The following is a 24,307-nucleotide window of genomic DNA, read 5'->3' as shown; positions in this document are numbered from 1 at the left end:
TGCTCCTATTCTGGTTGGGGGAAATCCCCGAGAAGCTCGACGGCCCATTCGAGGCCGCGAGCGCTCAGGAATCGGGAAGCGAACTCGCTCCGGTCGTGCTCGGATATGACCGTGTCGATGAGAGTCTGCGCGGCCGGATCTGAGGCGCCGCAAAGGGCGAGCGCGACGGGACCCAATCCCAGTTCGAACAGCCGGTTGCCGCGCCGCGACTGCAGATAATAGTGGCGCTTTGGCGTGGCGCGGGCGATCAGCTCGATCTGTCGCTCGTTCAATCCGAAACGCTCATAGGCTTCGCGCGCCTGCGGCTCGACCGCCCGGTCATTGGGAAGAAAGATGCGCTGCGGGCAGCTCTCGATGATCGCGGGCGCTATGGCAGAGCCCGCGATGTCAGCCAGAGACTGCGTGGCGAAGATCACCGAAACATTCTTCTTGCGCAGCACCTTCAGCCACTCGCGGATGCGAGCGGCAAACAGGGGGTTATCGAGATAGACCCAGGCTTCGTCGAGGATGAGTAGCGTCGGCCGCCCGTCGAAGCGTTCCTCGAGCCGGTGGAACAGATAGGTGAGCACCGGCAAGACCACGCCTTGCCTGTGTATCAATTCCTCGGTCTCGAAACACTGCACGTCCGCCAGCGCCAGCCGGTCGTCATCGGCGTCGAGCAGCCGGCCGAAAGGGCCGTCGAGCGTGTAGGGCATGAGTGCCGCCTTCAGTGCATTAGACTGAAGCAGCACCGATAGGCCGGTGAGCGTGCGTTCTTCCGCCGGAGCGGTGGAAAGGCTGGTGAGCGCCGACCAGACGGCTTCCTTCACCTCTGGGGTGACAGTGACGCTTTCGTGGGCGAGCAGTCCAGCGATCCATTCCGCCGCCCAGCCGCGGACGGCGTGGTCGTCGATGTTGCGCAGGGGCTGGAAGGCGAATGAACCGTCAGCGCCAAGAGCATGATGCTCGCCGCCCATGGCGAGCGTTGCGGCTCGCGCAGAATTGCCCTTATCGAAGAGATAGACCTGCGCGCCGGGATAGCGGCGGAACTGCAGAGCGATAAGGGAAAGCAGCACCGATTTGCCGGCGCCGGTCGGCCCGACTATCAGCATGTGGCCGACATCGCCGATATGGGTGGACAGCCGGAACGGTGTCGAGCCGCTGGTCTCGGCAATGAGCAACGGCGGAGCTTCTGTCCCAATGACCTTACCCAGATGCTCGTTGCGAGCCGGCCCGGCCCACACCGACGATAGCGGTATGAGATGGGCAAGGTTTAGCGTATGGACGAGTGGCTGGCGGACATTGGCATAGACGTGACCTGGCAGGGAGCCGAGCCAGGCCTCGACCGCATTGACACTCTCGCGAATCGTGGTGAAGCCGAGTCCATTCACGATCCGCTCCACCGCGCGGAGCTTCTGCTCGGCGGCCTGGCGGTCGTCGTCCCAGACTGTCACCGTGGCGGTGAGATAGCCGAAGCCGACATGGTCGCCACCCAGCGCCTGCAGCGCGGCGTCCGCGTCGAGCGCCTTGTTCTCGGCATCGCTGTCGACGAGCGGAACCGGCTCGTTGGTGACCACCTCGCGCAAGATGGCGGCGATCGATTTGCGCTTGGCGAACCATTGCCGGCGCAGGCGGGTCAGCGTCTTCGCGGCTTCCGTCTTGTCGAGTGGAATGAACCGCGTCACCCAGCGATAGGCGAAGTCCTGGTGATTGAGCGCATCGAGGATGCCGGGCCGGGTGACATTCGGCAAACCAAGAATGGTGAGCATGCGCAGATGCTGTTCGCCCAGCATCGGCTGCAGTCCACCCGTAAGCGGCGTGTCGACCAGGACGCCATCGAGGTACATCGGCGTCTGCGGTACAGTGACCGGGTGACGCCTGGTCGAGATCGTACCGTGCAGGAATATGAGCGTCTCGGCATCGTCGAGCGCGCGCACCTCGGGCATGAAGCCGGAGAGCAGATCGAGCACACGGTCGGTCTCGTCGCGGAATCGCGTCAGTTCCTGACGCCAGTCGCGTTTCCCATTCTCACGATCGGCGTCGACCAGTGCGCTCTCCGCTCGCGCCTGGCCATCCGGCGGCGGCATGAACAGTGAGGTCAGGTGGTAGCGGCTCTCGAAATGCGCGACCTTGCCCTCGAAGGCCGCGCGCCGTTCCTCGTTGACCAGCCATGACGCGGCGTCGGGAAAGTCCGATTTAGGATAATCGAGCGCCTCGACGCGCTCGGCCTCGAAGAAAAATGCCCAGCCAGAGCCGAGCCTTCTCAGCGCATTGTTCGCCCGCGCACAGATTCCGACGAGCTCGGCTTCCGTCGCGCTTTCGAGATCAGGCCCGCGGAATCGGAAGGTCCGCTGGAAACTGCCGTCCTTGTTGAGAACGATGCCGGGCGCGACCAATGCCGCCCATGGAAGATGGTCGGCAAGCCGGTCGGCGCGGGAGCGGTATTCCGAAAGGTTCAGCATGCGAGCCAGCCCTTCAGGCGGAGGTGGCGGACGAGCACGCTCGCGAAATCCGGATCGCGGCGGGCGGCGAAGACCGCGAGCGTGTGGCCGGCTATCCAGAGCACCAGGCCCGCGATCCACTGCTGCATCCCAAGCCCGATCGCCGCGGCCACCGTGCCGTTCAGGATCGCCACGGCCCGCGGCGCGCCGCCGAGCAGGATCGGCTCGGTCAGCGCCCGGTGAACCGGAACCTCGAAGCCCTCGCTATGCTGCTCGCCGGCCGCCATCAGATGAGCGCCCCGCCGCCGAAGGAGAAGAAGGAGAGGAAAAAGGAGCTTGCCGCGAATGCGATCGACAGGCCGAAGACGATCTGGATCAGCCGGCGAAACCCGCCAGCCGTATCGCCGAAGGCGAGCGTCAGGCCGGTGACGATAATGATGATCACCGCGACGATCTTGGCGACAGGCCCTTGCACCGATTCAAGGATCCGCTGCAGCGGTTCTTCCCACGGCATGCCGGAACCGGCCGCATGGGCCGGCGCCGTGAGGACAAACGTGATGACGGCCGATGATAAAAATCGAAGTTTCTTGCGCATGAGGGAGGCCTTTCAAAGCTGCTGGAGTTGAGCGAGGGTGAGCTGGGTGACCGCATAGTCGCCATTGCCGTCGAGACCGGTGACCTCGGCGATCGCATCGACCCGGCGGGACGAGCCGCGCCCGGCGATGAAGACGATCAGGTCGATGGCTTCGGCGATAAGACGGCGGGGAACGGTGACGACGGCCTCCTGGGCGAGCTGCTCGATGCGATAGAGGGCTGAGCGCGCCGAATTGGCATGAACCGTGGCGATGCCACCCGGATGGCCCGTGTTCCAGCTCTTCAGCATGTCGAGGGCTTCGGCGCCTCTCACCTCGCCGACGATGATGCGGTCGGGCCTGAGCCGCAGTGTGGAGCGCACAAGATCGGCAAGCGTGACGGAGCCGCGGCGGGTTCTGAGCGCGACGCAATCCTTGGCCGCGCATTGCAGTTCGCGCGTATCCTCGATCAGGATCACCCGCTCGTCGCATTCCGCCACTTCCGCCAGCAGCGCGTTGGCGAGCGTCGTCTTGCCCGACGACGTTCCCCCGGCGACCAGGATATTGCGGCGCTCCCGGACAGCCTTGCGCAAGGCATCGGCCTGCAGCGGCATCATGATGCCGTCGGCAATGTAATCGGCGAGCCTGTAGACACGCGCCGCCGGTTTACGAATGGAAAAGCACGGCGCCAGCGCCACGGGCGGCAGCAGGCCCTCGAAACGCTCGCCGGACGGCAGCTCGGCGCTGACGATCGGATTGTCCGTATGGGCCTCCGCGCGAACGTGCGAGGCGATCAGGCGGACGATCCGTTCCGCCTCGGACGGGTGCATGCACACGCCGGTGTCGACACGACCCTCGCCTAGACGGTCGAGCCGTAGCACGCCGTCGGGATTGACCATCACCTCGATGACGGCTGGATCGGCCAACGCTTCCGCGATGGCCTGGCCCATGGCGGTGCGCAACATGGCGCGGCGACGGTGATCGGCCTCGGGATGAGAAGTCATTCGCCCCCTCCCCCACTGTTTTCGTTGCGCAGGGAGCGCTTGCCGGACGCGATCTGGCGGCCGACTTGCTCGACGAATTTTTGGAAGCGCTCCTGCGCGATCGCCTGGGTTGCCTTGTCAGGCGCCGGCGTGTGAGCGTGCAACGTGATGGAAAAGCGGATGAAGAGCGCCAGGCTCTCCAGGATCATTTCGGCATCGCGCCTGACGTTGTCGAGGTCACGGGAAAGACGGTCGAGCCTCTTGCCGTAGCGCCGGTCGAGCTCGTTCTCCCCGCGCTGATCGATGAAGACTTGGACCGCCTTCGCCACGACCTCCGATTTGGTGGTTGAAGGATTGCGGCTGAGCTGAGCGAGCTTTTCGCTCAGCTCTGAATCCAGCAGAAACTGATGGCGGATGCGTGCGGGTTTCATGCTGCTCATTCCGGTTGGCCGGCGCTGCTGCGCCCGCTCCGAACAAGCATCGTTCAGAAGCCCGAAATTGCTTACGCCCCTTATTTACGCTGAGATGCGCCCGGCACTGGAGGGTCAGAAGCCGGGCAGGATGTCCTTGTCTTCGCCCCCGCCTTCATTGATGCCGTACGCCCGCGCGACATTGGAAATCCGGTCGATGACCTTCTTCTCGGCCGCCATATCGCCTTCGTCATCGGGCGGTCCGAACAGGTCATCCTGCCCAGGTTTTTGTTTGGCGACGGCATCTTCCTCGGGCAGGCCGGGATGACGCTGCTGCTGCACGCCGCCTTCATCTTCGGAAATTGCGCCCGAACGCTCTTCGCCTGTGAGAAGCCGACGGTCCACGCCGCGTACCCGCCCGCTCCATTCGTCGGCCCGTGGCGCCGGTCGGTCCGCATAAGGACCGTCTGCGAGGTCTGGCACAGGCAACACCCGCTCGGTGAAGTTGCTGTCCTCGTAGTAGCGCAGCTTCTTTGCCCGGACTGGCGCAAGCCCAGAGACCAGCACCAATTCGTCAGCCGGCGGCAATTGCATCACCTCGCCGGGCGTCAGCAGCGGGCGGGCGGTCTCTTGGCGACTGACCATGACGTGGGAGAGCCAGGGCGCGAGGCGGTGGCCGGCATAGTTGCGCATGGCACGCAGCTCCGTCGCCATGCCGAGCGCGTCGGAGATGCGCTTGGCCGTGCGCTCGTCATTGGAAGAAAAAGCGATCCTGACATGGCAGTTGTCGAGGATGGCGTTGTTCTCGCCATAGGCCTTGGAGATCTGGTTCAAGGATTGCGCGATCAGATAGGCTCGGATGCCGTAACCCGCCATGAAGGCGAGCGCCGTCTCGAAGAAATCGAGCCGGCCGAGCGCCGGAAATTCGTCCAGCATCATGAGCAATTGGTGCTTGCGGCTCTTCTTTGGGTCACCCTCCAGCCGTTCGGTGAGCCGCCGGCCGATCTGATTAAGCACCAGTCGCACCAGAGGCTTGGTACGCGAGATGTCGGATGGCGGCACTACCAGATAGAGCGAGATCGGTCGCTTCGCATCCACGAGGTCAGCAATGCGCCAGTCGCAGGCCGATGTTGCCGCCGCGACTGTTGGGTCACGATAGAGCCCGAGAAACGACATGGCGGTCGAGAGAACGCCTGAACGCTCGTTCTCTGACTTGTTGAGCACTTCGCGCGCTGCAGAGGCAACGACCGGATGCACTTGAGGCTTATCCGCAATGCCGAGATGATTGGTGGTCATCATCCGCTGCAGCGTCGCGGCAAACGAGCGCTGAGGGTCCGACAGGAAAGTGGCGACGCGAGCAAGTGTCTTTTCCTCTTCCGCGTAGAGCACGTGCAAGATGGCGCCGACCAAGAGTGAATGACTGGTCTTCTCCCAATGGTTCCGCCGCTCCAGCGCGCCTTCGGGATCGACCAGGATGTCAGCTATGTTCTGGACGTCGCGTACCTCGTCTGGGCCTTTGCGTACTTCCAGCAATGGGTTGTAGCGCGCAGATCTCGGATCGGTCGGATTGAACAGGAGGCTGTACGAGAACTTCGAGCGCCATCCGGCGGTCAGCTGCCAGTTCTCGCCCTTGATGTCGTGGATGACTGCCGAGCCGGGCCAGGACAAAAGTGTAGGAACGACCAGGCCGACGCCCTTGCCCGAACGTGTCGGCGCGAAGGCTATGACATGCTCGGGCCCGTCATGGCGCAGATAGCGATTGTTCAGCCTGCCGAGGAAAACGCCTGCCGGCTGAAACAGTCCGGCCTTCTCAATCTCGCTCTTCGCAGCCCATCGCGAGGAGCCGTAGGTGGTGACCAGGCCACGCTGCCGTGCCCGCCACAGCGAGCCAGCAATCGCGGCGGCACATCCCATCAAGCCACTGGCCGCCGCCAGCATGCCGGCCTTGTCGAAAACCTCTGGTGCATAAGCATCGAACTGGAACCACCATTCGAAGAGTTTCCAAGGCCCATAGATTGGCCAGCCGGCCGCCTCAAACCATGGCCCGCCGAGTGCCGGCTGATGGCCGAGCCTATGGGCGCACCATTGTGTCGCCGCCCACACGCCGAGAATGACGATTGCGAACACAACGGCGATCTGCCCAATAAGCAGCTTCGTGGGTGTCATTGGGTTGCTCCTCTGTTCTGGACAGGTGGAACAAACATCTCGCCGGGCGATGCAAATTTCGAACGGCCCATACGTACTACTTGATACGATAGGCAGTGCTGAGAATTTGAAACCGCCACAGGCGCGATTTCAAAGACGATGGGGGCAGTGCCACGTCCTCGGTTAGGCCACTGAAACATCCGGCCTTGGAGATGATACGTCCGCGGATTGGCAATGCGCTGGCAGACTTAGCGGATTCAAGGGCGCGCCGCGGTGTTGCTGGCGGGCCGCACGAAGATTCACTATCGAGCGCCGGCTCTCACAGATGCAATGATAGTTTCAGACCGCAATCGAGACAGCGTCCTGAACGTCGTAAATGTTTTCCGAAAGCCTTGACAAAAGCCTATGATCTAAGAGGGCCTGAAAGATTTCTCGGCAATGCTCGGCTGTAGCAATTATCCGACCAACCGCGTCGAATTCAAAATTGAAGCCCATTTCATCACGCCGCGCGCGGAGGTTGTTCATGAAGGCCGCGTCGGAATAATAGGCCTTCTGACGGATCGCCGAGGCTCGCCGAAGATGGATTTTATTGTCTCCAACGAAGGCTACGATCGGCCCCACGTCCGCCAAAATGGCAAGGAAAGCAGGCTCGGCCGTCAAAGCAGCGAAATCCTCTCGGTGAGCCGCTTTGTATTGCATGATGGATTCGAACCTGCCTTTGTCCGCAACAAGGAGGGAGTCACCAACTATGAAGAAATCGACGCTTTTGGCGATGTCAAAGCTCGGCGATTCTTCAATCCCCATTACGTCTTCCACAAATATGGCGGAAACCGCATTCTGGACTCTCCGGGTGTGCCATGACGCGTCTGTTTTCTTCACGCCGTATAGCACTGTTTCGCCTTGCACGAGCTTAATCGCATAGAATCCCGAGTTTCGAAGATCTTTCAGGTTCCGGACCCGGTTCTGAGCTGAGTCGTCCTCCGCGACATCAACAATCCATGAGGCATGCGTTTCATCCGCGTCGAGCCTGAGGGCGCTTGCCTCGTTGTTCTGAGCGAGCAGGCCATACTCAATCATCTCCTCAATGTGTGCCCGTTCGGCTTTCACGGCTTCGCGCAGCGCGTTATCCAATGCCTCGGATGTTTCGACCCACCTGCCCTTGAAGCCCAATGTGCCACCTGCCCTCGACGTTTTAAACGTCCAAAGCGTAACCTCTGCTGCGTCAACATCGAAATCCCGCAAGTCGTTGAGTGCTGTCACGGAAGGCTCTCGGTCTGTTTCGGCTTGATGATGAACACGTCCTGCATTTCAGCGAATTTTTCCGGGCGCTCCGCTGTCAAGATGCCCTTTGCCAGGGCGTGCTTAATATGGACGTTATCCGACCCGGCATGGCGATATCTCACGTTGTAAAGACGCCAGCCAAACGCGATTAGCAATGGGTTTAGAATGATCTGACCAGATCGATAAGTAAGCCAGAACATCCATGCTAAAAATATAAGCAGGCCAAGAAATTTTCCATTATCGCGATAGTCTATACTCATGAAAGAAACAACATATGGCAATGTGTAATTCATCAAATCGACCGCGATGTACTCTGCCTCGACTATCGTTATGGTGCGCTTGGCTGGCAATAGCCAAAGAGCGAGTAGTGTGGTTAGGAAGCACAGCAGGCAGCCGGCAAAGATACTGATCGAGTACCCGGGGTTCTGAAATGGGAGCACGCAGTCAGGTGCCCCTCGGATCCACCCCCAACATATCGGCCTGCTAAGCATCGTAAAATTATAGTCCTGAGCCAACAATATCAGGCTAAGCGGCAGGTAGCTTCCCACGAAAATGATCGCCGCGACGGGAAGCCTAAGTTGCACTGCGGTGGGTTCCGTCGGGTTGCGGGTCCAGATCGCTACCAGCAATCGTGTATCCCACGTGGGCCGTCAACAGGCTTGTCAACATATCAACTGCATAATTCGGCCCTTCCTCAAAGACTGATATTCACTCCTCGGTATACTTGACTCCACAGTAGCCGAGGCGCTTATCTCCACGTCGAACTTGATTCGAAATGCTTTGTTTCTCTGGCTAACGAGGCCGATGAGCCGCCTGATCATTGCCATCGAAGGCCCCAGCGGAATCGGCAAGTCGGAGTTGCTACGGCGACTGATGCCGTCGCTGGCGAAGAGAGCTCCGCCCTTCCAAGCGACTAGCAACGTCGAGACGACCAGCCTCCAGCCACTGATCCGCGAGCTTGCCCGAAGCGAAAAACCCGGGATTGCGCTTTGTCTGGCATTGGCAGCGGCGAGGGCGTTGCTGCTTGAGAGGACAACCGGCAACCTGCTGGTTGATAGGTACGTGCTATCCAGCCTCGTCTACCAGACTTTCTCGGGGATCGACCGGGAGTACATTTATCAGATCAACGCGCCGCTCCTCGCTGGCGTTGTCACTGTCGCCCTTGAGGCGCGGGCTCAGGTTATTGCCGGTAGACGGGAGACCCGGCAATCAAACCAATCTGACTTTTTCAAGCGAAGTCTGGGGCTTGAGGACGAAATTGCCCTTTACGGTGAAGGAATTGCGTTCCTGCGGGCGCGAGGTCATCCGGTCATCTCAGTTAACGCCAATGAGGACGCGGCAGCGACTGCAATGAAGGTTGCTGACATCATTGGACGCCTGGACATTGCATCATGAAGGATTCCCGGATTCTAGGCGCGGCCAACACACTTGATCTTCTGCTCGTAAACTCTCCGCTGAAAGACTATGGGCACGAGCGCCGTGTCAACGACTTCACGTTGCCGACCCTCGGTCTCGGCTACATAGCGACGGTAGCCACAGCAGCAGGATTCGCGGTCGGCTTGCTCGACAGCGAAGCGCTTGGCGTCGGAATCGACGAGACAGCTAGGATTATCAACGAAGCTGCCCCTCGCTGGGTCGGTTTGAACCTTCTCGCCCCAACATATCGCTATAGCCAAGCGGTACTCGCCAAAGCGGATCCGTCGATACACGTCATGCTAGGCGGACATCAGGCGAAGGCTATGCCGGCGGAAATTCTTGCGGACCCGATCCTTCCTCGCATTGATGCTCTGGTCGTCGGCGAGGCGGAGACACGCATCCCGCTGTTGCTTGGCGATATCTGCGCTCGCGAAGACATGCCCCTGGTCGGATGGCGCGATGGCGATAAAGCGATGGTTCCCCGGCTGCAAGGCGAGAGGGCATTGCTGGCGCCGGACATTGATGCGCTTCCGTTGCTGGACCGTTCGTTCCTTCCGCAAGATCCGTATATCGATGAGGATCAGGTGGAGTCCGCCATGGTTGCGTCCCGCGGCTGTCCGTTTGATTGTTCCTTTTGCGGGGCGGCGATCAGCGGCAATCCCGACGTCAGCATCCGAATTCGCACGGCAGACAACATCATCGCCGAAATGACAGAGCTGAGAGACCGCTATGGCGTGACCCGAATCCGCTTTGTTGATGACCTATTCCTCGCCAGTCCCAAGGTGATCACAAACACGCTTCGTGCATTTTCCAACGCTTCTCTGGGTTTGAGGTGGGACGCCACCGGTCGCATCAATATTCTCGACAAGGTGCCGGAGTCGATCATCGATCTCATGGTCGATTCGGGGTGTCGTGAAGTTGCTCTCGGCATTGAAACTGGAAGCGACCGCCTGCTTAGTCACATCGACAAGAAAATCACTGTTGCGCAAGTGATGCGCGTTGTAACCCGGCTATGCAGGGCCGGCATCTCGGTCAAAGGCTATTTCATGCTGGGGCTGCCCACCGAAACCCACGCAGAGCATCAAGCGACGCTGCGGCTGATCGAGAATCTCTGGAATCTAACCGCGGGAATGCCGGGCAGATTCCGATGCAGCGCGTTCGAGTACCGGCCCTACCCTGGGACACCGGACTGGAACCGGCTCCTTCGATCCGGCTATTCGGCTTCCGAAATGCTTTGGTATGGTTCACCTGCCTCCGTTGAGACCGGGGCTTCGGTCGGCCGCGACGAGTTCAACTTTTCGACCGGTCTGCAGTTCGGAGAGGTTCCCGTGGACCAGGTTAGAAAGAATTTATACACCATTATGGCGTTACAGCATGCAAGATGACAGATAAGACAATCCTGTTCCTGGGCCTGTGTGCTAAGAAAAACGCCAAAGGCGGACTTCACGCGCCACTCGCACCAACCTCGCGGTCGGGCCGCTTTCTCACTTCCCTCCTTGCTGATCTGCCCTTAAACCGTATCTCAATCACGCGGGACAATATTATTCCTGGTCCTGTGGAAGGACCCGACGGCGACGAGCGGAACCCTACGTGGGCCGAGCTTCTGCCGTGGTTGCGCAAGCATCGTCTTTGGCAGAACAGTTCCTTGGCAGCCGTTGTGGTGTTCGGCGGCGAGGCCAAGCGGGCGTTTGAAGTGCTGCAGGCTGAACGTCCGACCCGGACACCGATATACTTTTTCCAGCATCCATCCTACGCGTTGCGTCAACCAGCAAGCCGACGTGATGCCTACGCTCGCGAGCTTTCGCTGGCCGTTGCCATGACTGAGATCGCCTAGCTCTTCGAGAAATGCGGCTGCAGAGCATTGTTGGCTGTGCCGTCGTCCCCATAATGGATACACAAGGAAACAGCACTTCATCGCCTGCTTCCTCGTCCGCGGATCGGATTAGCTTAACCGCGGCCAGTGCAGGGAACAACGTTCATTGGGGCGAAGTGTAGCATTTCAAACGACGCATACTCAGTCTGGTTCGCGAAATTCGGTAGCCGGACGCACGCGCGGCGACTATTCTGGCGTTGGGGGAAGATATGTTTTTGTCTGAGATCACGATTCGGAATTTCCGGCTGTTTGCGGATTTCAAGGTTCGCCTGAACTCTGGAATCAACATTATCGTTGGCGAGAACAACAGTGGAAAGACAGCGCTCATCGACGCGCTGCGGTATGCACTATCGGTCAATTCCGGCGAGTGGGTACGCATTCAGGACCGCGATTTCCGGAAGGGCGCTACATCCTTCTCTATTCAGCTGAAATTTGAGGACATCAACAGCCGTCAGGCTGCTGCATTCGTCGAGCACCTCACCCACGAAAAACTGACGGACGCACAAGGTCGCAAGTCGGTTCTGTACTTAAATCTTTTGGCCGAGCAGACTTCGCCGCTGGCTCGAGGGACACGGCAAATTCGCACTGAGATCCGCTCAGGACCGAATGCGGACGGGCCGAGTATCGAACGTGAAGCGCGCGAATTTCTCGCGACAACCTACCTTCGGCCGCTGCGTGATGCAGAAGCTGAACTGATGGGCGGGCGCGGCTCTCGCCTTGCGCAAATTTTGGATGCCTCAGAGCAATTCGGGCAGGCGAACGTGGTGGACGAGCTGCTCTCTGCGATCGTTACGGCTAATCAGACGATCATGGGAAATGAGGGCGTCACTTCCGCGCGAGATCGCGTTCAAACCCAGATTCGCGATCTGGATTTCAAGACAAATCCCTTGAGTCCATTGATCAGCATTATGGGTGGGACCGACCTCGCGCTGCTTACAGACGTCGAGCGGCGGCAAATGTTCAAAGCCATTCTGGAACGGCTTCAGCTGCTGATTGATGCACATGAGCGCTATCAAGGACTCGGCTACAGCAACCTACTATTTATAGCGACGGAGCTCTTGCTGTTAGAGCAGGAGCAGCACGACTTTCCCTTGCTCCTGGTCGAAGAACCTGAAGCGCATTTGCATCCCCAGCTTCAGATGAAGTTTCTGAAAGCGCTGCGCGAAGGCTTCGGCGGGCGAAATTCGTCCCTTCAAAGCGTCCTTACGACACACAGCCCAAACCTCGCGTCGAAAGCTCCCCTCGAAAGCATCATCATCATGTCGGCGGGAAAGGCCTTCTCTCTGCGTAAGGAAGAGACCCAACTCGCGCCAGAGAATTACGTCTACCTTGAGAAATTTCTCGACGTGACGAAATCGAATCTCTTCTTCGCAAAGGGCGTCATCTTGGTGGAAGGCGACGGAGAGAATATTCTCCTATCCACATTTGCTGATCTCCTGGGCGCATCCTTCGAGGATTTCGGGGTGTCCGTCATAAATGTCGGGAGCATCGCGTTCGCGCCGTTTGCCAACATATTCCAGCGCAGAGGCAAAGATGCAGAGCCCGTCGAATGGCTGAGCACCCGGATAGCCTGCCTGCGTGATCTCGACCTCTGGCCCGAGAGGGCGAAGATTGCCGAAGGAAATCCGTACGGTTTCATCGAGTCCAAAGAACGCAATCAGCACTATTGGGAATCGCACTACGCGGGGAATGCCGCTGGTCGGACCCAATGGATGAACAATCGTAAAGCGCTTGCCGGTCAGAATGTCCGCGTCGAACTTTCTGATCACTGGACGTTTGAATACGCGCTCATTCGGTCGGGCCTCGCTGCCGAGGTGTACGAGGCGTTGAAAGGCAGCACCAATGGTTTTGCTGAACTGCCCGCGGACGAGGAGTTGCGCGCAATCGCGATTTTCAAAGAAATCGCCGAATCGCGCGGAGGTAAAACATCCGTTGCCTACAAACTCTCCGCGCTGCTGGCCGAGCGTTACGGACCAGTGATTTCCCTCCCCGTCGCGGGCGAGACACCAGAGCAGGCCGAAGGTCGTCAGAAGGCAGCTGAGGCCGAAAGTCTCGCCCGCAAAGACGCACTAAGAGCGAAGCTGCCCCGTTATATCCTCGCTGCCTTGGGGTACATCACGGGCGTTCCTTTGGCACCGCCCGCCGAGGAGGCCGAAGTGAATGCTGCCGCAGCTTGAGGATGAGGCCATCGAGGCTTTGCTCGTTCGCCTCAATGAAGGGGCGAGCGCCGATCGGGTTCTTGTGCTGGACGATGCGCGACGCGGCGCAATTCGAGACTACCAACATATCCACGCTTGCCCAGGAGCAGGAAAGACGACCGTTATTGCCCTGAAGCTGATGCTTTTGGCGCAAAAATGGTCCGCCTCGCACCAGGGAGTATGCGTACTCACTCATACCAATATCGCGAAGGATGAAATTCTGTCCCGCATCAAAAGAGATGCCTCGGGACGGCGCCTTCTCTCCTACCCCCACTTCATCGGGACGATCCAGGATTTCACGCACACGTTCCTGGCGCTGCCGGCTTGCCGATCGAAGGGCTATCCAGCGCAACGTATCGACGACGCCTCGACCGACGCATTTCTGTTCCGCAAACTGCCAGTTGGAACTCGCACGTTTCTACTGAACAAACACGCGAGCGTCTCGGACCTGCGCGTTGTGTTTGAGAATGGCGCGCTTACCATCAAGGTTCCGGGCAATCCGGGAGCGCACACCCACTCATACAACTTCATGATGGCGGCCAAGAAAGCCGCCATAGAAAACGGATTCTTTTTCTTCTCGGAAATGTTCGCCTTGGCAGAGGATTTGATGGTTTCCAATCCTGCTGTCGCGGCCGCGCTGCGGCACCGCTTCCCGATCGTTATGATCGATGAGATGCAAGACACACAGAAATACCAGGACGAGTTCCTTGGGCGACTCTTCTCGAATTCGGACGACGTTAAGTTTCAGAAAGTCGGTGATCCGGATCAGGCAATTTTCGATGGAATGCCCGGCGACCAGCCCAACGAAAGCTTCAACGGTGCCGCCGTGGTTTTGCAGCCTATTCCAGACAGTGGCCGGTTCACTCAAGCGATCGCGTCGAAGGTGCGCGGCCTTAGCACGCGCCGGATCGCCCTTACCGGTTCGAGGGCGGCGCTCCCGGACTCCCCCATTTGCACTGTGATTGTCTATGACGATGCCACGATAGGTGACGTGCTCGCGAAATTCGGTGAAATCGTTGAGGGCCTCCCGGCGGAGCATCGCCGCACAATCAAGGTAGTAGGTGGAATCTCTCAGAATGCAGAAGGCGCCAACAATCCGCTTAACATTCAGAGCTATTGGCCTGCCTTTGATCGCTCGCGCGGCCATCGCGCTCCCCTCCCTTCCACGTTCTGCGGTGCGCTTCGGCTCTGCGTTGAACTTCAAGATGGTCCCGTTCACAGCCATTATCATTTGCTGAAGCAGAGCGCCGTCGAACTACTTCGGCTGGGGGGCAAAACCTTAGTCGGACGCAACGGCAAAGCGGGGGCGATTTCGCTGGCGAACCTAAGCCGCTACTTTGCCGGCACTAACGAGGGTGAGAACTTCAATCGCCTGATGGCCGAAATGATGATGACGGATCGTCTTTCCCCGGAACACTGGGGCTCTTTGGCGACGAAACTGGGAGAATGCTGCGAAGTCGATATTGCCAGTGCGGAAGTCGCTCCGTTCATGGCATTTTCCGATGTCCCGGCCGAGCTTCAAGACGCGGCTGCCCTTCCAGGCAACGTCTATGCCGCGCCGAACGGAATCATAATGGAGGTTTCGACAATTCACGGCGTCAAAGGCGAAACGCACGATGCAACCCTGGTGCTGGAGACCAAGCTGAACAAGCTCTTTGACGTGGCCGAGATGCTGCCCTTTCTCATCGACGACGGGCTCCAAAGGCCTGCCTTCGACCCCGCGCATCCAAAGACCAACGCCTCGTTGCGCGCCGGCTTCATGAAGAAGCTCTATGTTGCAACCAGCCGCGCACGTCATCTGATTTGTCTAGCGGTGCACCGGGATCGGATTTCGGCCGCACATCGTGACGCTCTTCAAGGTGTCAAGGGCTGGGCGATTGTTACTCTCGCCGTCTGACGCAGGCGGTTTGGCGACCTAATAGTTCACAAGGCGTCGTTCGTGAACTGTTTCAGATACATTCGTCGGCCGTGAAGAATTCGGAAGCCACTGATATTTCGTAGATAATGGCTGCGGTGTTGACTTCGAGATTGCAGGAAACGGCCTATTTGTGGGTCGTTTCCTTGCAATTCCAGTTTGTGGTTTTCCTGCCCGGCAAAGCGTGATTCACTGCCCTTATCGCGGTGAATCGGAGAGCCAGGGGATGGGCAAACCACGCGAGCGGCGCGAGAGGGGAGAACAGGATCTGTTCCGCGCCCGCCTTGATCAGATTCTCAACATGAAGCACGAACTGGTGCGGTTGACGCAGGCCATCGACTGGTCGGTGCTGGAAGAGCGTTTCGGCGCGGTCTATTCCGACGGACCGGGCATGCCGCCCTTGCCGACACGGCTGATGGCCGGGCTGGCGATCCTCAAGCACACCTTCGACCTGTCGGACGAGGCACTGTGCGAGCGCTGGATCGAAAATCCCTATTTCCAGTACCTGTGCGGCGAGGAGTTCTTCCAACATGAACTGCCGTTTGACCGCTCGTCGATGACGCGCTGGCGTCAGCGCATGGGCGAGGAGCGGATCACGGCCCTGCTGCAGGAAAGCCTGGCGGTGGCGGTGAAGACCGGAGCGATGAAGCCGCAGGACACGCGGCGGGTCATCGTCGATACAACGGTGCAGCCCAAGAATGTGATGTTCCCGACCGACGCCAAGCTCATCCATCGCGCCCGCGAGCGGCTGGTGCGGCTGGCGAAAAGAGTGGGGCTTGACCTGCGCCAGAGCTATGTCCGGGTCGGCAAGCTGGCGCTGATCAAGCATCAGCGCTATGCGCACGCCAAGCAGTTCAAGAGGGCGAGCAAGGCCTTGCGCAAACTGAAGACCTATCTCGGGCGGATCATCCGCGACATCAAGCGCCAGATCGCCGAGGATGCGGAGCTGGACACGATCTTCAAGTGGCCGCTCTACCAGGCCTCGACCGTTCTCGAACAGAGGCAGCGTCAGCGCGGCCGCAAGATCTACAGCTTGCACGCCCATGAGGTCGAGTGCATCGGCAAGGGGAAGGCGCACGCGCCCTACGAATTCGGCGTCAAAGTCTCCATCGCCACCACGCTGAAGCGCTCGAAGGGCGGCCAGTTCGCCCTGCACGCCATGGCCCTTCCCGGCAACCCCTATGACGGGCACACGCTGGGAACGGTCATTCCCGCGATGGAAGACACCATCGGCGCCGAGATTGAGCGCATCCTCGCAGACGCCGGCTACCGCGGCCACAACGCGCCGCAAAGTCACAGGTTTAGGGTCTTCACTGCAGGCCAGAAGCGTCGCGTGACGCCGGCCATCAAACGCCAGATGCGACGACGATCCGCGGTCGAGCCGGTGATCGGCCATATCAAAAGCGAACACAGGATGGGCCGCAACGACCTCGCCCACGCCCAAGGCGACGCGATCAACGCCATCCTGGCCGCCGCGGGTTACAACTTCTCCCTCCTGCTCAGGTGGCTGAAGGCGCTTTTGTCGCTCTTGATCGCTGTGCTTCAACCCCGGGAAAAACAGGTCGCCGCTTAGGACCCGGATTGTTCACGGTCGACACATTCCTGAACCGTCAATTGTGAACCCATCATTCTGATTAAAAGGAAAGTATCCAATCGACGGCCTAATTGCCCCCGCACTGTCTCTAGAAGATAAACGTTCTCCTCGGCTAAATTTCTCCAGCGGGTGGGATTCAATCCGAACGAAGGATGGGGAAAGCTGCCTGCAAGTCTCTACGGCGGTAGGGTGATCGCGGCGTTTTCGGATTTCAAGCTTCGGAGCGTGGCTGAACTAAACGCCTTGAAAGTGTTCCTTTTGATCGTGACGTTTCGGGACAACGACACGAACCTCGCCCATGTGACGCTACGGCAAGTTCGACGAGCTTGCCCGCATCGACCGGAGCTGCATTCGCAGCGCGCTCAGCGTCTTGCGAGCCGGACAAACAGGTTTGCTGTTCCCCACGCTTACCGGCTTGCGGGAATAGACCCGCATAGCCATCTCAGTACGACCGGCCGCTCCGACGCGCATTTGCAGTTTTTCTTGCGGATGTGAGTTGAAGGCAATCGCGGCCCTACTTCGATTTTCCACTCGGATCTCAATGCTTGGTGCGCATCGCTTGGGAAGCCAATGTAGGAGCGGTTTTGTAAATTGCGACGGGACTACGCCGAACATTAGCTCTGTAGAGACGCTTCTGATGAGCCCTGGTGCGGCCCCCAATGCCCGCAAATGCGCTCGGCGGGCCATAGCGCTGAGCTCCGCTCTGCGGTCAATGACGCTATCCATTCCGACCTAAGAAACGCCGGGTCCCCCTCTCTGCCGCCCGATTGTCCAGGAAATCCCCTCCCGCTGCATAGCGCCGGCAACCGGCTTGCCGATATGCCGCTCCAGCAACGGCCGCCACGGCACCAGCGTGAACTCACGCGATTTCTCGATGACGGCGTATTTGCCGCTGGCGAGTTCAACTGAACGGCGGAGCGTTCCCTCTACCCGGTCTCCGGGTCGCGCTTCGGTATAGGACAGACCGAGTTCTTCCGAGAGCTGACCGGCAACACGGATCAGCTCGCGCTGGCGCAGAACCGCCAGCATGTTGGTGCGATAGACGACCCGATCCTGCTCTTGACGCGCAAGGCCTTCTGCAATCAGCCACTGCCGCCGACGAGTCTGCGCCTCTCGCACGTCATGGCCGAAGCCCGAATCATGCAAGGGCTCCGGTCTATCGGAAACCAGCTCGCGGTCGATCCAGGTAGCGCCATCGAAACCGACCTGCTGCTCCAGCGACAAAGGCGAGAGCTTGTCGATGGTGACAGGCTCGGCCCTGGCCCGCTGACGCTCGTATTCCGCCACACGGCTGAGATGATCCGGCGCGATGATCCAGGTGCCGTCCGGCTCGCGCTCCAGCCCGCCGGTCGCACGACGGATCGCCTCTAGCCTCCGCACGTGCGTTTCGGCGAAACGTTCGGTTGCGGACGGGTCATGTTTCAGATGGATGTCGATGTTGTAGCGCCCGCCAGTGGCGGCGGCGATCTCGGCGACGGTGCGGTCAGCCTGCCTGGGTTCGGTGTTGCTTGCCGTGACGCGCACGATGCAGCCTTCAGTCGTCGGTTCCGTCGCCTCGCCCCTGCCGATATCGATCCAGTGCGTTCTGCCGTCCACGCCATCGACAATGAGATAATGCCGGTCGTTGATCTCGTCGGCGAGCCCGCGCGCCACGACGCGGCCGACGACAGGCTGAGCCGGCTCGCTGGATTGATCGTGGATGATGCAGTCGGCGGCACTGCGGACGAGCCCCTTGCCGGTCAGCTCGCGATGCATGGTCTTGATGATGTCGCCGCGCTCGCCCATGCGGCGCAACGTGGGCTCGAGAGCATCGTTCAGGCGCCAGCGGCCCGGACCGGTCTCTTCGGCCAGACCCATCCGCTCCAGCTTGCGCAGGCGTCGCTGGTGAAGCGTCTGGCGAGGCGCGTCGCGGCCCACCGGCGAGACCATTCCATCATCGTCGCGCATGCGCAGCAGCTGCCGGTCGATGCTGGTGAAGCGTTCTTGGTCCATTTCCAGGCGCAGGCGAAGTTCGATCTCGCGGTCGGTGCGTGGGCCGAGATCGAGGCTGACCAGCTCGGCCACTCGTTCTCGGATGCCGCTCGCAATATACTCCCGCGCAATGACAAGATTCTCGCCCCTGTCGTCCTTGCCGCGGACGATGATGTGGGTGTGGGGATGGCCTGTGTTGAAATGATCGACGGCGACCCAGTCGAGCTTGGTGCCGAGATCTTCCTCCATCTGCGCCATCAGGCGCCGGGTCAGCGGCTTGAGGTCGTCATACTGGATGCCGTCCTCCGGCGCGACGATGAAGCGGAACTGATGACGATCGCTGTTCGAGCGATCGACAAATTCCCTGCCGTCCACGTGATCATTCTCGGCGCCGTAGAGTTCGCCGGGCTCGCCCTCGCGGGTGACGCCGTCGCGCTGGATATAGCGCAGATGCGCCCGCGCCCCGTCAATACCCTTGCCGGCCAGCTTGACGATGCGCGCCTTGACCATCACCCGGCGCTGGCGAAACGCGGCATGGCGGTCGCGTGACTTAAGCAGTGTCGCGACCGCCCCGCCGCGTCCTGCCCGGCTTCCGCTGAAACGGGCGCCACGCTGGTGTTTGCCGCCTGCCCGATTGATCGCCGACCGAAGCTGGTTGGCGTAGCGCGTTCCTGCTTTCGAGCCATTCGACCGGATCTTGCCAAGCCTGGGCTTGAACTCGTCATCCTTCACGCCAGCCTCCGGATATTTAGCAGCAAGATCAGCGACTTTCAGGTCATAGCCTCCGGCGCGTGCAAGCAGCCTCTGACAAAAACGATGTGCAGACAGGAACTTAACCGCCTCGTGGAGGCGGTGCCTTTATCTTGCCTTACGCGCCCGCCCCTTCCCCCTGCCCGCACCGCCCACACATCACCCGCGATCCGGCTTCTTCTGCCGAACACGTTCCTTGCCGAGCGGCACGAACAGATCACCCTTTGATTCACGGGCGCGAATGCCGTCGCGAAGGAAAAACAGCGACCGCCCGGAAGGTGTGTCCGGCTTCTTGGAGGCATCGGATTCGCCTTTGAATTCGTCGATGTCGGCAGCCGAAATCGCTGCTTCTTTGAGCGTTTTCACATAGGAAACCGTCTCCTTCGGAAGCGGCCTGCCCTTGTGCAAATGCTCTTGGTAGCGCTCGGGTCCGGCATTGTAGGCGGCGAACAGGCCGGGGAATCCGAAGCGGTCATACATGGCGCGCAAATAGGCTGTTCCGGCGAGAATGTTGTCGCGCGGTTCGTGCGGATTGGCGCCCAGGCCGTGCTCGACACGCATCTCCCGCCAGGTGCCAGGCATCATTTGCATGAGGCCCATTGCGCCGGCGTGGGAGGTGATCGGACGGCCTTCGAGCATGGTCTCGCCGTTGCTCTCAGCGTCCATGACGGCGTAAATCCAGGGCTCAGGAATACCGAAACGCCGGCTTGCTTGCGATACGAACGCCTGCCATCGTTCAAGCTGCGGATCATGGGAGATGGCGACCGGTTCAGCGCCGGTCGAGGCGGCACAGGCGCATGGGGCGACTGCTATCATGCCCAGCATCAGGAGGGTCACTCGGTCCATAGCGGCACGAGCCTCCCGATGATGTTTCCGACCGGAACCGGCCCGAAATACCGGCCATCGAAAGAGCCGGGTGCCTCGCCGCTGAGCAGGAAGACCTCGTTACCGGAGAGCCTGCGGCACGCGTTCCACCATGGCAGCGGACGGCCTTGGACATCCGTCTCGAGGCGGCGCGCGACGATCTCGCCGCCGATGATGATGAGGTGGTAGAAGGCGCAGACATGCTCGCCAGGCAGCGCGGCGATGCGCTTCACCAGCGGCACGTTGCGGGGCAGGTAGCCGCGTTTTTCGGCGAGATTGGCGACGGATTCAGGCGTGCGGACAAGCACGAGATCGCCGCGCATCGGTGCGTCGTTTGCGATCCGGTAAAAGCCGACCGGCGCGCTCGCCGAGGGGTTCCAGACCAGCCAGGGCGATGGTTTGACGAAGGCGGTGAAACCGATCAGGCTCAGGCCGATCGAGGCAACTGCGATGGTCCGGCGCGCCCGGGCGCGCTTCAGCCGGCTGCCGATCAGATGGATCGAAGGCCGCCCCGTCATGACCGGCCCCCATCGCCGGCAGAGCCGGAACCGCCGCGATCATCCTCGGATTTGGTGTGCTGGGAGCGGCCTTTCGACCAGTCGTCGAGCTCGTCGATGTGGTAGCGGACATAGCGGCCGTGCTTGCGGTATTTCGGGCCGCCGCCGGTCAGCCGCATCTTTTCCAGCGTCCGTTGCGACAGGCCGATATAGAAGGCGGCCTGCGCGGTGTTGAGAAACGGACTGCCCTTTTTGGCGCGGGCCGCGCGCTCGTTTTCGTCGTCCATGGTGGTCCTCGTTTCGCTCACGGAAGGAGACGGCGAGGATCGGCGAGCGAGAGCGCTTCCGGGACGGGCGAAGAGTCGGGTGGGAGTTTTCGCCGCCCCTTCGGAAGGCAAAAGCCCCCGCGCCGGCCGCGGCGCGAGGGCTCAAATCGGCCGGTCAGTCGGCCGGGTTCCAGATGACAGCGTAGGTGTCGTCATCGTCCTGGCCGGCGGCGCGGCCGAGATTGGCGTAGAGCTTGCGCGGACCGAACTCCGGTGCGGCGATGGACAAGCTCACATAGTCCTTGCCGGACATCTCTCCGGTGCGGATCCAGCCGGCGCCGACCTCGACGCCCTGAGTCAGCACCCGGAAGTCGGGATGGTTGTCGGCGGACTTGCTCTGGTTGGGCACGATGTCGATGTCGGCGCGGACGCTGAGCGTCCTCAGCTGGCCCTTGTAGCCGCCGTTTTCCTGCTTGTTGACGTAACCGATCGCGGTCATTTCGAAGTCTCCTTTTGTTGTCGCCGGGGACCATTCCCCTGCGATGGCGGACCGCCCATAGGTCGACAAGCCAGCCGCAGGGAAATGGTCCTTCAAGACGCAAGGAGACAGGTCGCCTGATCGCGGTGAACGCAACGAGCAGACGACGTGCGGCGACAGGTATGCGTCCGCTTGGATGCTTTGCCGGATCGACAGATGTGCCCATGCGACCGGCAGCCCCGGCAGACATGCCGGCGTGGTGATCGAGCGCGGACAGGGACGAGGTTGTCGGCCAGATTCTTGCCGCGCGAGACGGGTTGCAAGGGCGAGAATGTGCAGCAGTGCAACCCTAAAAAAGCGCCGAGCGGCGGCTATCGACAAGCCGCCGCCCGGCGTGACGGGCTTATTCGGAGGTAAACAGCGACCGGACCCTGGCCCACTGATCTGCGGTGCGGAAACCGCCACGCTCGGTGTAGCTTTCGACCGGGAATTTCAGCCAGCGCGGCAGCCAGCACTCGACCTTCTGCCTGCCGTTCTCACCCGAGAGGCAATCGCGGATGATCGTCTTTTGCGTCTTCACCTTCTCGGCGACATTGCCGTCCGCAACGTGCTTGCCGCCGACATCGGCCAGCATGGCGTTGGCGATTTCCTTGTCGCGCAGCAGATCGAAGAAGGCATCGTCCGGCTGCCACCAGCTTCCCATATCGACATTCAGATGATTGCCGAGCGCCTCGACCACGGCGCTGCCGACCTCAAGCGTCTCGGCCATGACGATGGCGAGAACACGCATGACATCGTCTTCGGAGAGTGCCAGCAAGCGGGCGAAGACGCGGGCCTTGGCATAGTCGTCGCCATTCCCCCCGGAGACGGTTCCGTCCTCATCCGGCGCGCCGAGCAGGGCCAAGACCTCGCGCCGTTTTTCGGAGAATGCGGCCTCGGCTTTGCTGCCGGCAATGCTCGCCGCCACTGCCTCGTTGGCGGCGCGCTGCGGCTCGGGGCGCACCTGCCACAGGCCCGAACCGGCGAGGGCATGCGCCACCATCAGGCGCAGCGCGACTCCCGGATGGTCAAGCATGGCCGTGCGCACGGCGGCGTGGCGATGGAGGTCGACATAGTTCTGCATCGGGCCGGAGAGTTCCGGCCGCGAGGGCTTGGCAGCCGTCTCCGCTTCCCCACCGCCCTCGCCTTTCGCGCGGGCGCGGCGGGCTTCCTTGCGCGACAGCCAGCCTTCGTGGCACTCGACCTCCCCGCGATGCGAGACGGTGATGAAGACCTTGCCGCCCTTCTTCTTCGGCGTCTTTTCGTGATCCCATGAGTGGAAATGCTGACCCGGTTCCAGCACGATCACTTCGGCCCAGCCGTCCGCCAGATAGGCATCGCGTCTGGCGGCGATCGCCGCGTTCTGCTTTTCCCAGAACAGGTCGGCATCGGCGAAATAGCTGTCCTCGCCGAACAGGTCGGAGACGATCAGGCCGGGATAGTCCTCGACAGCAAACAGCGCCACCGCCGTCGATATCGACTGGCCGCCGAACAGCCATTGTTTCAGCTGGTAGCCACGGGGCGCATATTTTTCGGGATCGGCAAACAGCGCCAGCCAGTCCTTCTGCTGAGCCTTGGAGGCCATGGTCAGATAGCGCACCGTCTCCGCGTCGATCTCCTCGCGGCGATAGGCCTCGCGGATTTTCGGCAGGAGGTCGCCGAGCGCCAGAATGCGTTTTACCAGAGGCTCGGTAAGGCCGAAGGTTGCGGCGATGTCGGGGACGGTTCGGCCTTGCCTGACGAGCCGGGCGAATGTCTCCCATTGCGACACCTCGTCGGGATCGAGGCGGGCGAGGTTCTCGATCAGCGAGGCTTCGAGCGCATCGGCATCGTCGCCGTCCTCCAGAACCGCGCAGGGCAGTGGTTCGGCCTCGCCGCGCTCGTCGGCGACCGTCTTGGCGGCAAAGTAGCGTCGCCGCCCGGCGACAATTTCAAACGTTTCCGGCTCGCCATTGGGCCGCACCAGAAGCGGCACGAGCACGCCGCGCGCACGGACGGACGGCAGGATGTCGGAGATGTCGGGCGCGCGTTTGGAATGCCGCATATTGATGGCTGACACGCTCAACTGGTCGATAGAAATGTGGGCAAGCTGCATGGTTTGTCTCCTTTGGGGTGGGTGAAAATAGCCCCGCCGCGAGGCCGAAGGCCGAGCGGCGGGGACGGTTTTGCGCCTAACGGCGCTTGTCCTCCGCCGTGTCGGGCGGAAGCTCGGAAACGGGAATTGAAAGTGCCGCCGCGGCCTGCCGGAGGAGCCGCTCGGCCTCGGTGATGTGGCCGGCGATGCGCGCGGCCTCGGCATAGACCGAGAGCGGAAACCGCGTCGCGAAGTGGAGATCGCGCTCGATGCCGAGGCCAAGCGGTCCCTTGACGGTTTGAAGCTCGGCAAGGCTGACGCTGCCGAGTTCGGGAAAGCCGAAGCCAAGGTCACAAAGTCCGAAGAGCGTGTCGCCGTCCGCGTCCAGTTCGGTCAGAAGCCAGGTCGCCGCCCCCGCCGGATCGAACAGTTTCACGATGGGGACATGGTCGGTTTCGGCATCGGCTGCGCCGTTGGCGAGGAGCCGCGCGCGCAGTTCATCGGTGATCAGGATCATGTCGGGTTCTCCTCGTCACAACAGGTCGAGTTGATTTTCCGCGC

At 60.9% G+C, this 24,307-nt stretch carries 21 protein-coding genes; 6 read left to right on the top strand and 15 right to left on the bottom strand.

Translation table 11 applies throughout. The features are described 5' to 3' along the window. Positions 1-5: 5 nt before the first annotated feature. The 8 genes from trbE to ABVK50_RS05540 form a co-directional block, all read right to left on the bottom strand. Positions 6-2,441 (bottom strand): conjugal transfer protein TrbE, encoded by a 2,436-nt coding sequence (gene trbE, locus ABVK50_RS05575; protein ID WP_353642504.1) that lies wholly within the window; start codon positions 2,439-2,441, stop codon positions 6-8. Beyond that, positions 2,435-2,707, bottom strand: coding sequence for a VirB3 family type IV secretion system protein (locus ABVK50_RS05570; RefSeq protein WP_353642505.1), 273 nt, complete (start codon positions 2,705-2,707; stop codon positions 2,435-2,437). Before ABVK50_RS05570 ends, trbE begins: the two co-directional genes overlap by 7 nt. Next, positions 2,707-3,015, bottom strand: a complete 309-nt coding sequence (locus ABVK50_RS05565; RefSeq protein ID WP_353642506.1) for a TrbC/VirB2 family protein — start codon at positions 3,013-3,015, stop codon at positions 2,707-2,709. The genes ABVK50_RS05570 and ABVK50_RS05565 overlap by 1 nt, the downstream gene beginning before the upstream one ends. A 12-nt stretch (positions 3,016-3,027) precedes the next feature. Further along, positions 3,028-3,996, bottom strand: a complete 969-nt coding sequence (gene trbB / locus ABVK50_RS05560; protein WP_353642507.1) for a P-type conjugative transfer ATPase TrbB — start codon at positions 3,994-3,996, stop codon at positions 3,028-3,030. Then, complete coding sequence (locus tag ABVK50_RS05555) at positions 3,993-4,406, bottom strand: CopG family transcriptional regulator (RefSeq protein WP_353642508.1); 414 nt, start codon at positions 4,404-4,406, stop codon at positions 3,993-3,995. Before ABVK50_RS05555 ends, trbB begins: the two co-directional genes overlap by 4 nt. 114 nt (positions 4,407-4,520) lie before the next feature. Next, positions 4,521-6,551, bottom strand: a complete 2,031-nt coding sequence (locus ABVK50_RS05550; RefSeq protein ID WP_353642509.1) for a conjugal transfer protein TraG — start codon at positions 6,549-6,551, stop codon at positions 4,521-4,523. 318 nt (positions 6,552-6,869) lie between these two features. Continuing rightward, positions 6,870-7,790, bottom strand: coding sequence for a Kiwa anti-phage protein KwaB-like domain-containing protein (locus ABVK50_RS05545; protein ID WP_353642510.1), 921 nt, complete (start codon positions 7,788-7,790; stop codon positions 6,870-6,872). Beyond that, a complete protein-coding gene (locus ABVK50_RS05540) occupies positions 7,787-8,440 on the bottom strand; it encodes a hypothetical protein (protein ID WP_353642511.1) in 654 nt (217 codons plus the stop codon). The genes ABVK50_RS05545 and ABVK50_RS05540 overlap by 4 nt, the downstream gene beginning before the upstream one ends. Positions 8,441-8,615: 175 nt before the next feature. Here ABVK50_RS05540 and ABVK50_RS05535 point away from each other — a divergent pair, with 175 nt between their 5' ends. From ABVK50_RS05535 to ABVK50_RS05510, 6 genes are all read left to right on the top strand, one after another. Then, entirely contained in the window at positions 8,616-9,206 is a 591-nt protein-coding gene (locus ABVK50_RS05535) for a hypothetical protein (protein ID WP_353642512.1), read from the top strand. Beyond that, entirely contained in the window at positions 9,203-10,612 is a 1,410-nt protein-coding gene (locus ABVK50_RS05530; protein ID WP_353642513.1) for a radical SAM protein, read from the top strand. The genes ABVK50_RS05535 and ABVK50_RS05530 overlap by 4 nt, the downstream gene beginning before the upstream one ends. Next, on the top strand, positions 10,609-11,061 hold the full coding sequence (locus ABVK50_RS05525; RefSeq protein ID WP_353642514.1) for a hypothetical protein: 453 nt from the start codon (positions 10,609-10,611) through the stop codon (positions 11,059-11,061). The genes ABVK50_RS05530 and ABVK50_RS05525 overlap by 4 nt, the downstream gene beginning before the upstream one ends. A gap of 248 nt (positions 11,062-11,309) precedes the next feature. Then, on the top strand, positions 11,310-13,277 hold the full coding sequence (locus ABVK50_RS05520; protein ID WP_353642515.1) for an AAA family ATPase: 1,968 nt from the start codon (positions 11,310-11,312) through the stop codon (positions 13,275-13,277). After that, positions 13,261-15,195 (top strand): UvrD-helicase domain-containing protein, encoded by a 1,935-nt coding sequence (locus tag ABVK50_RS05515; RefSeq protein ID WP_353642516.1) that lies wholly within the window; start codon positions 13,261-13,263, stop codon positions 15,193-15,195. The genes ABVK50_RS05520 and ABVK50_RS05515 overlap by 17 nt, the downstream gene beginning before the upstream one ends. 244 nt (positions 15,196-15,439) lie before the next feature. Beyond that, entirely contained in the window at positions 15,440-16,786 is a 1,347-nt protein-coding gene (locus ABVK50_RS05510) for an IS5 family transposase (RefSeq protein WP_353642517.1), read from the top strand. 753 nt (positions 16,787-17,539) lie between these two features. Here the strand turns inward: ABVK50_RS05510 and rlxS are convergent. The 7 genes from rlxS to ABVK50_RS05475 all read right to left on the bottom strand — a co-directional run bounded on the left by rlxS (position 17,540) and on the right by ABVK50_RS05475 (position 24,263). Further along, positions 17,540-19,510, bottom strand: coding sequence for a relaxase/mobilization nuclease RlxS (gene rlxS / locus ABVK50_RS05505; RefSeq protein ID WP_353642518.1), 1,971 nt, complete (start codon positions 19,508-19,510; stop codon positions 17,540-17,542). Between the two features lie 177 nt (positions 19,511-19,687). Continuing rightward, on the bottom strand, positions 19,688-20,374 hold the full coding sequence (locus ABVK50_RS05500; protein ID WP_353642519.1) for a transglycosylase SLT domain-containing protein: 687 nt from the start codon (positions 20,372-20,374) through the stop codon (positions 19,688-19,690). Continuing rightward, entirely contained in the window at positions 20,362-20,910 is a 549-nt protein-coding gene (locus ABVK50_RS05495; protein WP_353642520.1) for a S26 family signal peptidase, read from the bottom strand. The genes ABVK50_RS05500 and ABVK50_RS05495 overlap by 13 nt, the downstream gene beginning before the upstream one ends. Then, positions 20,907-21,176: a helix-turn-helix domain-containing protein gene (locus ABVK50_RS05490; protein WP_353642521.1), complete on the bottom strand. Its 270-nt coding sequence runs from the start codon at positions 21,174-21,176 to the stop codon at positions 20,907-20,909. The genes ABVK50_RS05495 and ABVK50_RS05490 overlap by 4 nt, the downstream gene beginning before the upstream one ends. Positions 21,177-21,330: 154 nt before the next feature. Then, the gene (locus ABVK50_RS05485) at positions 21,331-21,654 is read right to left on the bottom strand and encodes a DUF736 domain-containing protein (protein ID WP_353642522.1); all 324 of its coding nucleotides are present in this window, start codon (positions 21,652-21,654) and stop codon (positions 21,331-21,333) included. 382 nt (positions 21,655-22,036) lie between these two features. After that, on the bottom strand, positions 22,037-23,767 hold the full coding sequence (locus tag ABVK50_RS05480) for a ParB/RepB/Spo0J family partition protein (protein ID WP_353642523.1): 1,731 nt from the start codon (positions 23,765-23,767) through the stop codon (positions 22,037-22,039). Between the two features lie 76 nt (positions 23,768-23,843). Continuing rightward, positions 23,844-24,263 carry a DUF2958 domain-containing protein gene (locus ABVK50_RS05475; RefSeq protein WP_353642524.1) on the bottom strand — a complete coding sequence of 140 codons (420 nt, stop codon included), beginning with the start codon at positions 24,261-24,263 and terminating at the stop codon, positions 23,844-23,846. Positions 24,264-24,307 lie beyond the last annotated feature (44 nt).

This window comes from Mesorhizobium sp. WSM2240 (genome assembly GCF_040438645.1).
Lineage (GTDB): Bacteria > Pseudomonadota > Alphaproteobacteria > Rhizobiales > Rhizobiaceae > Allomesorhizobium.
The sequence above is the reverse complement of the archived record's forward strand: the minus strand, read 5'-3'. Positions and strand labels throughout refer to the sequence as shown.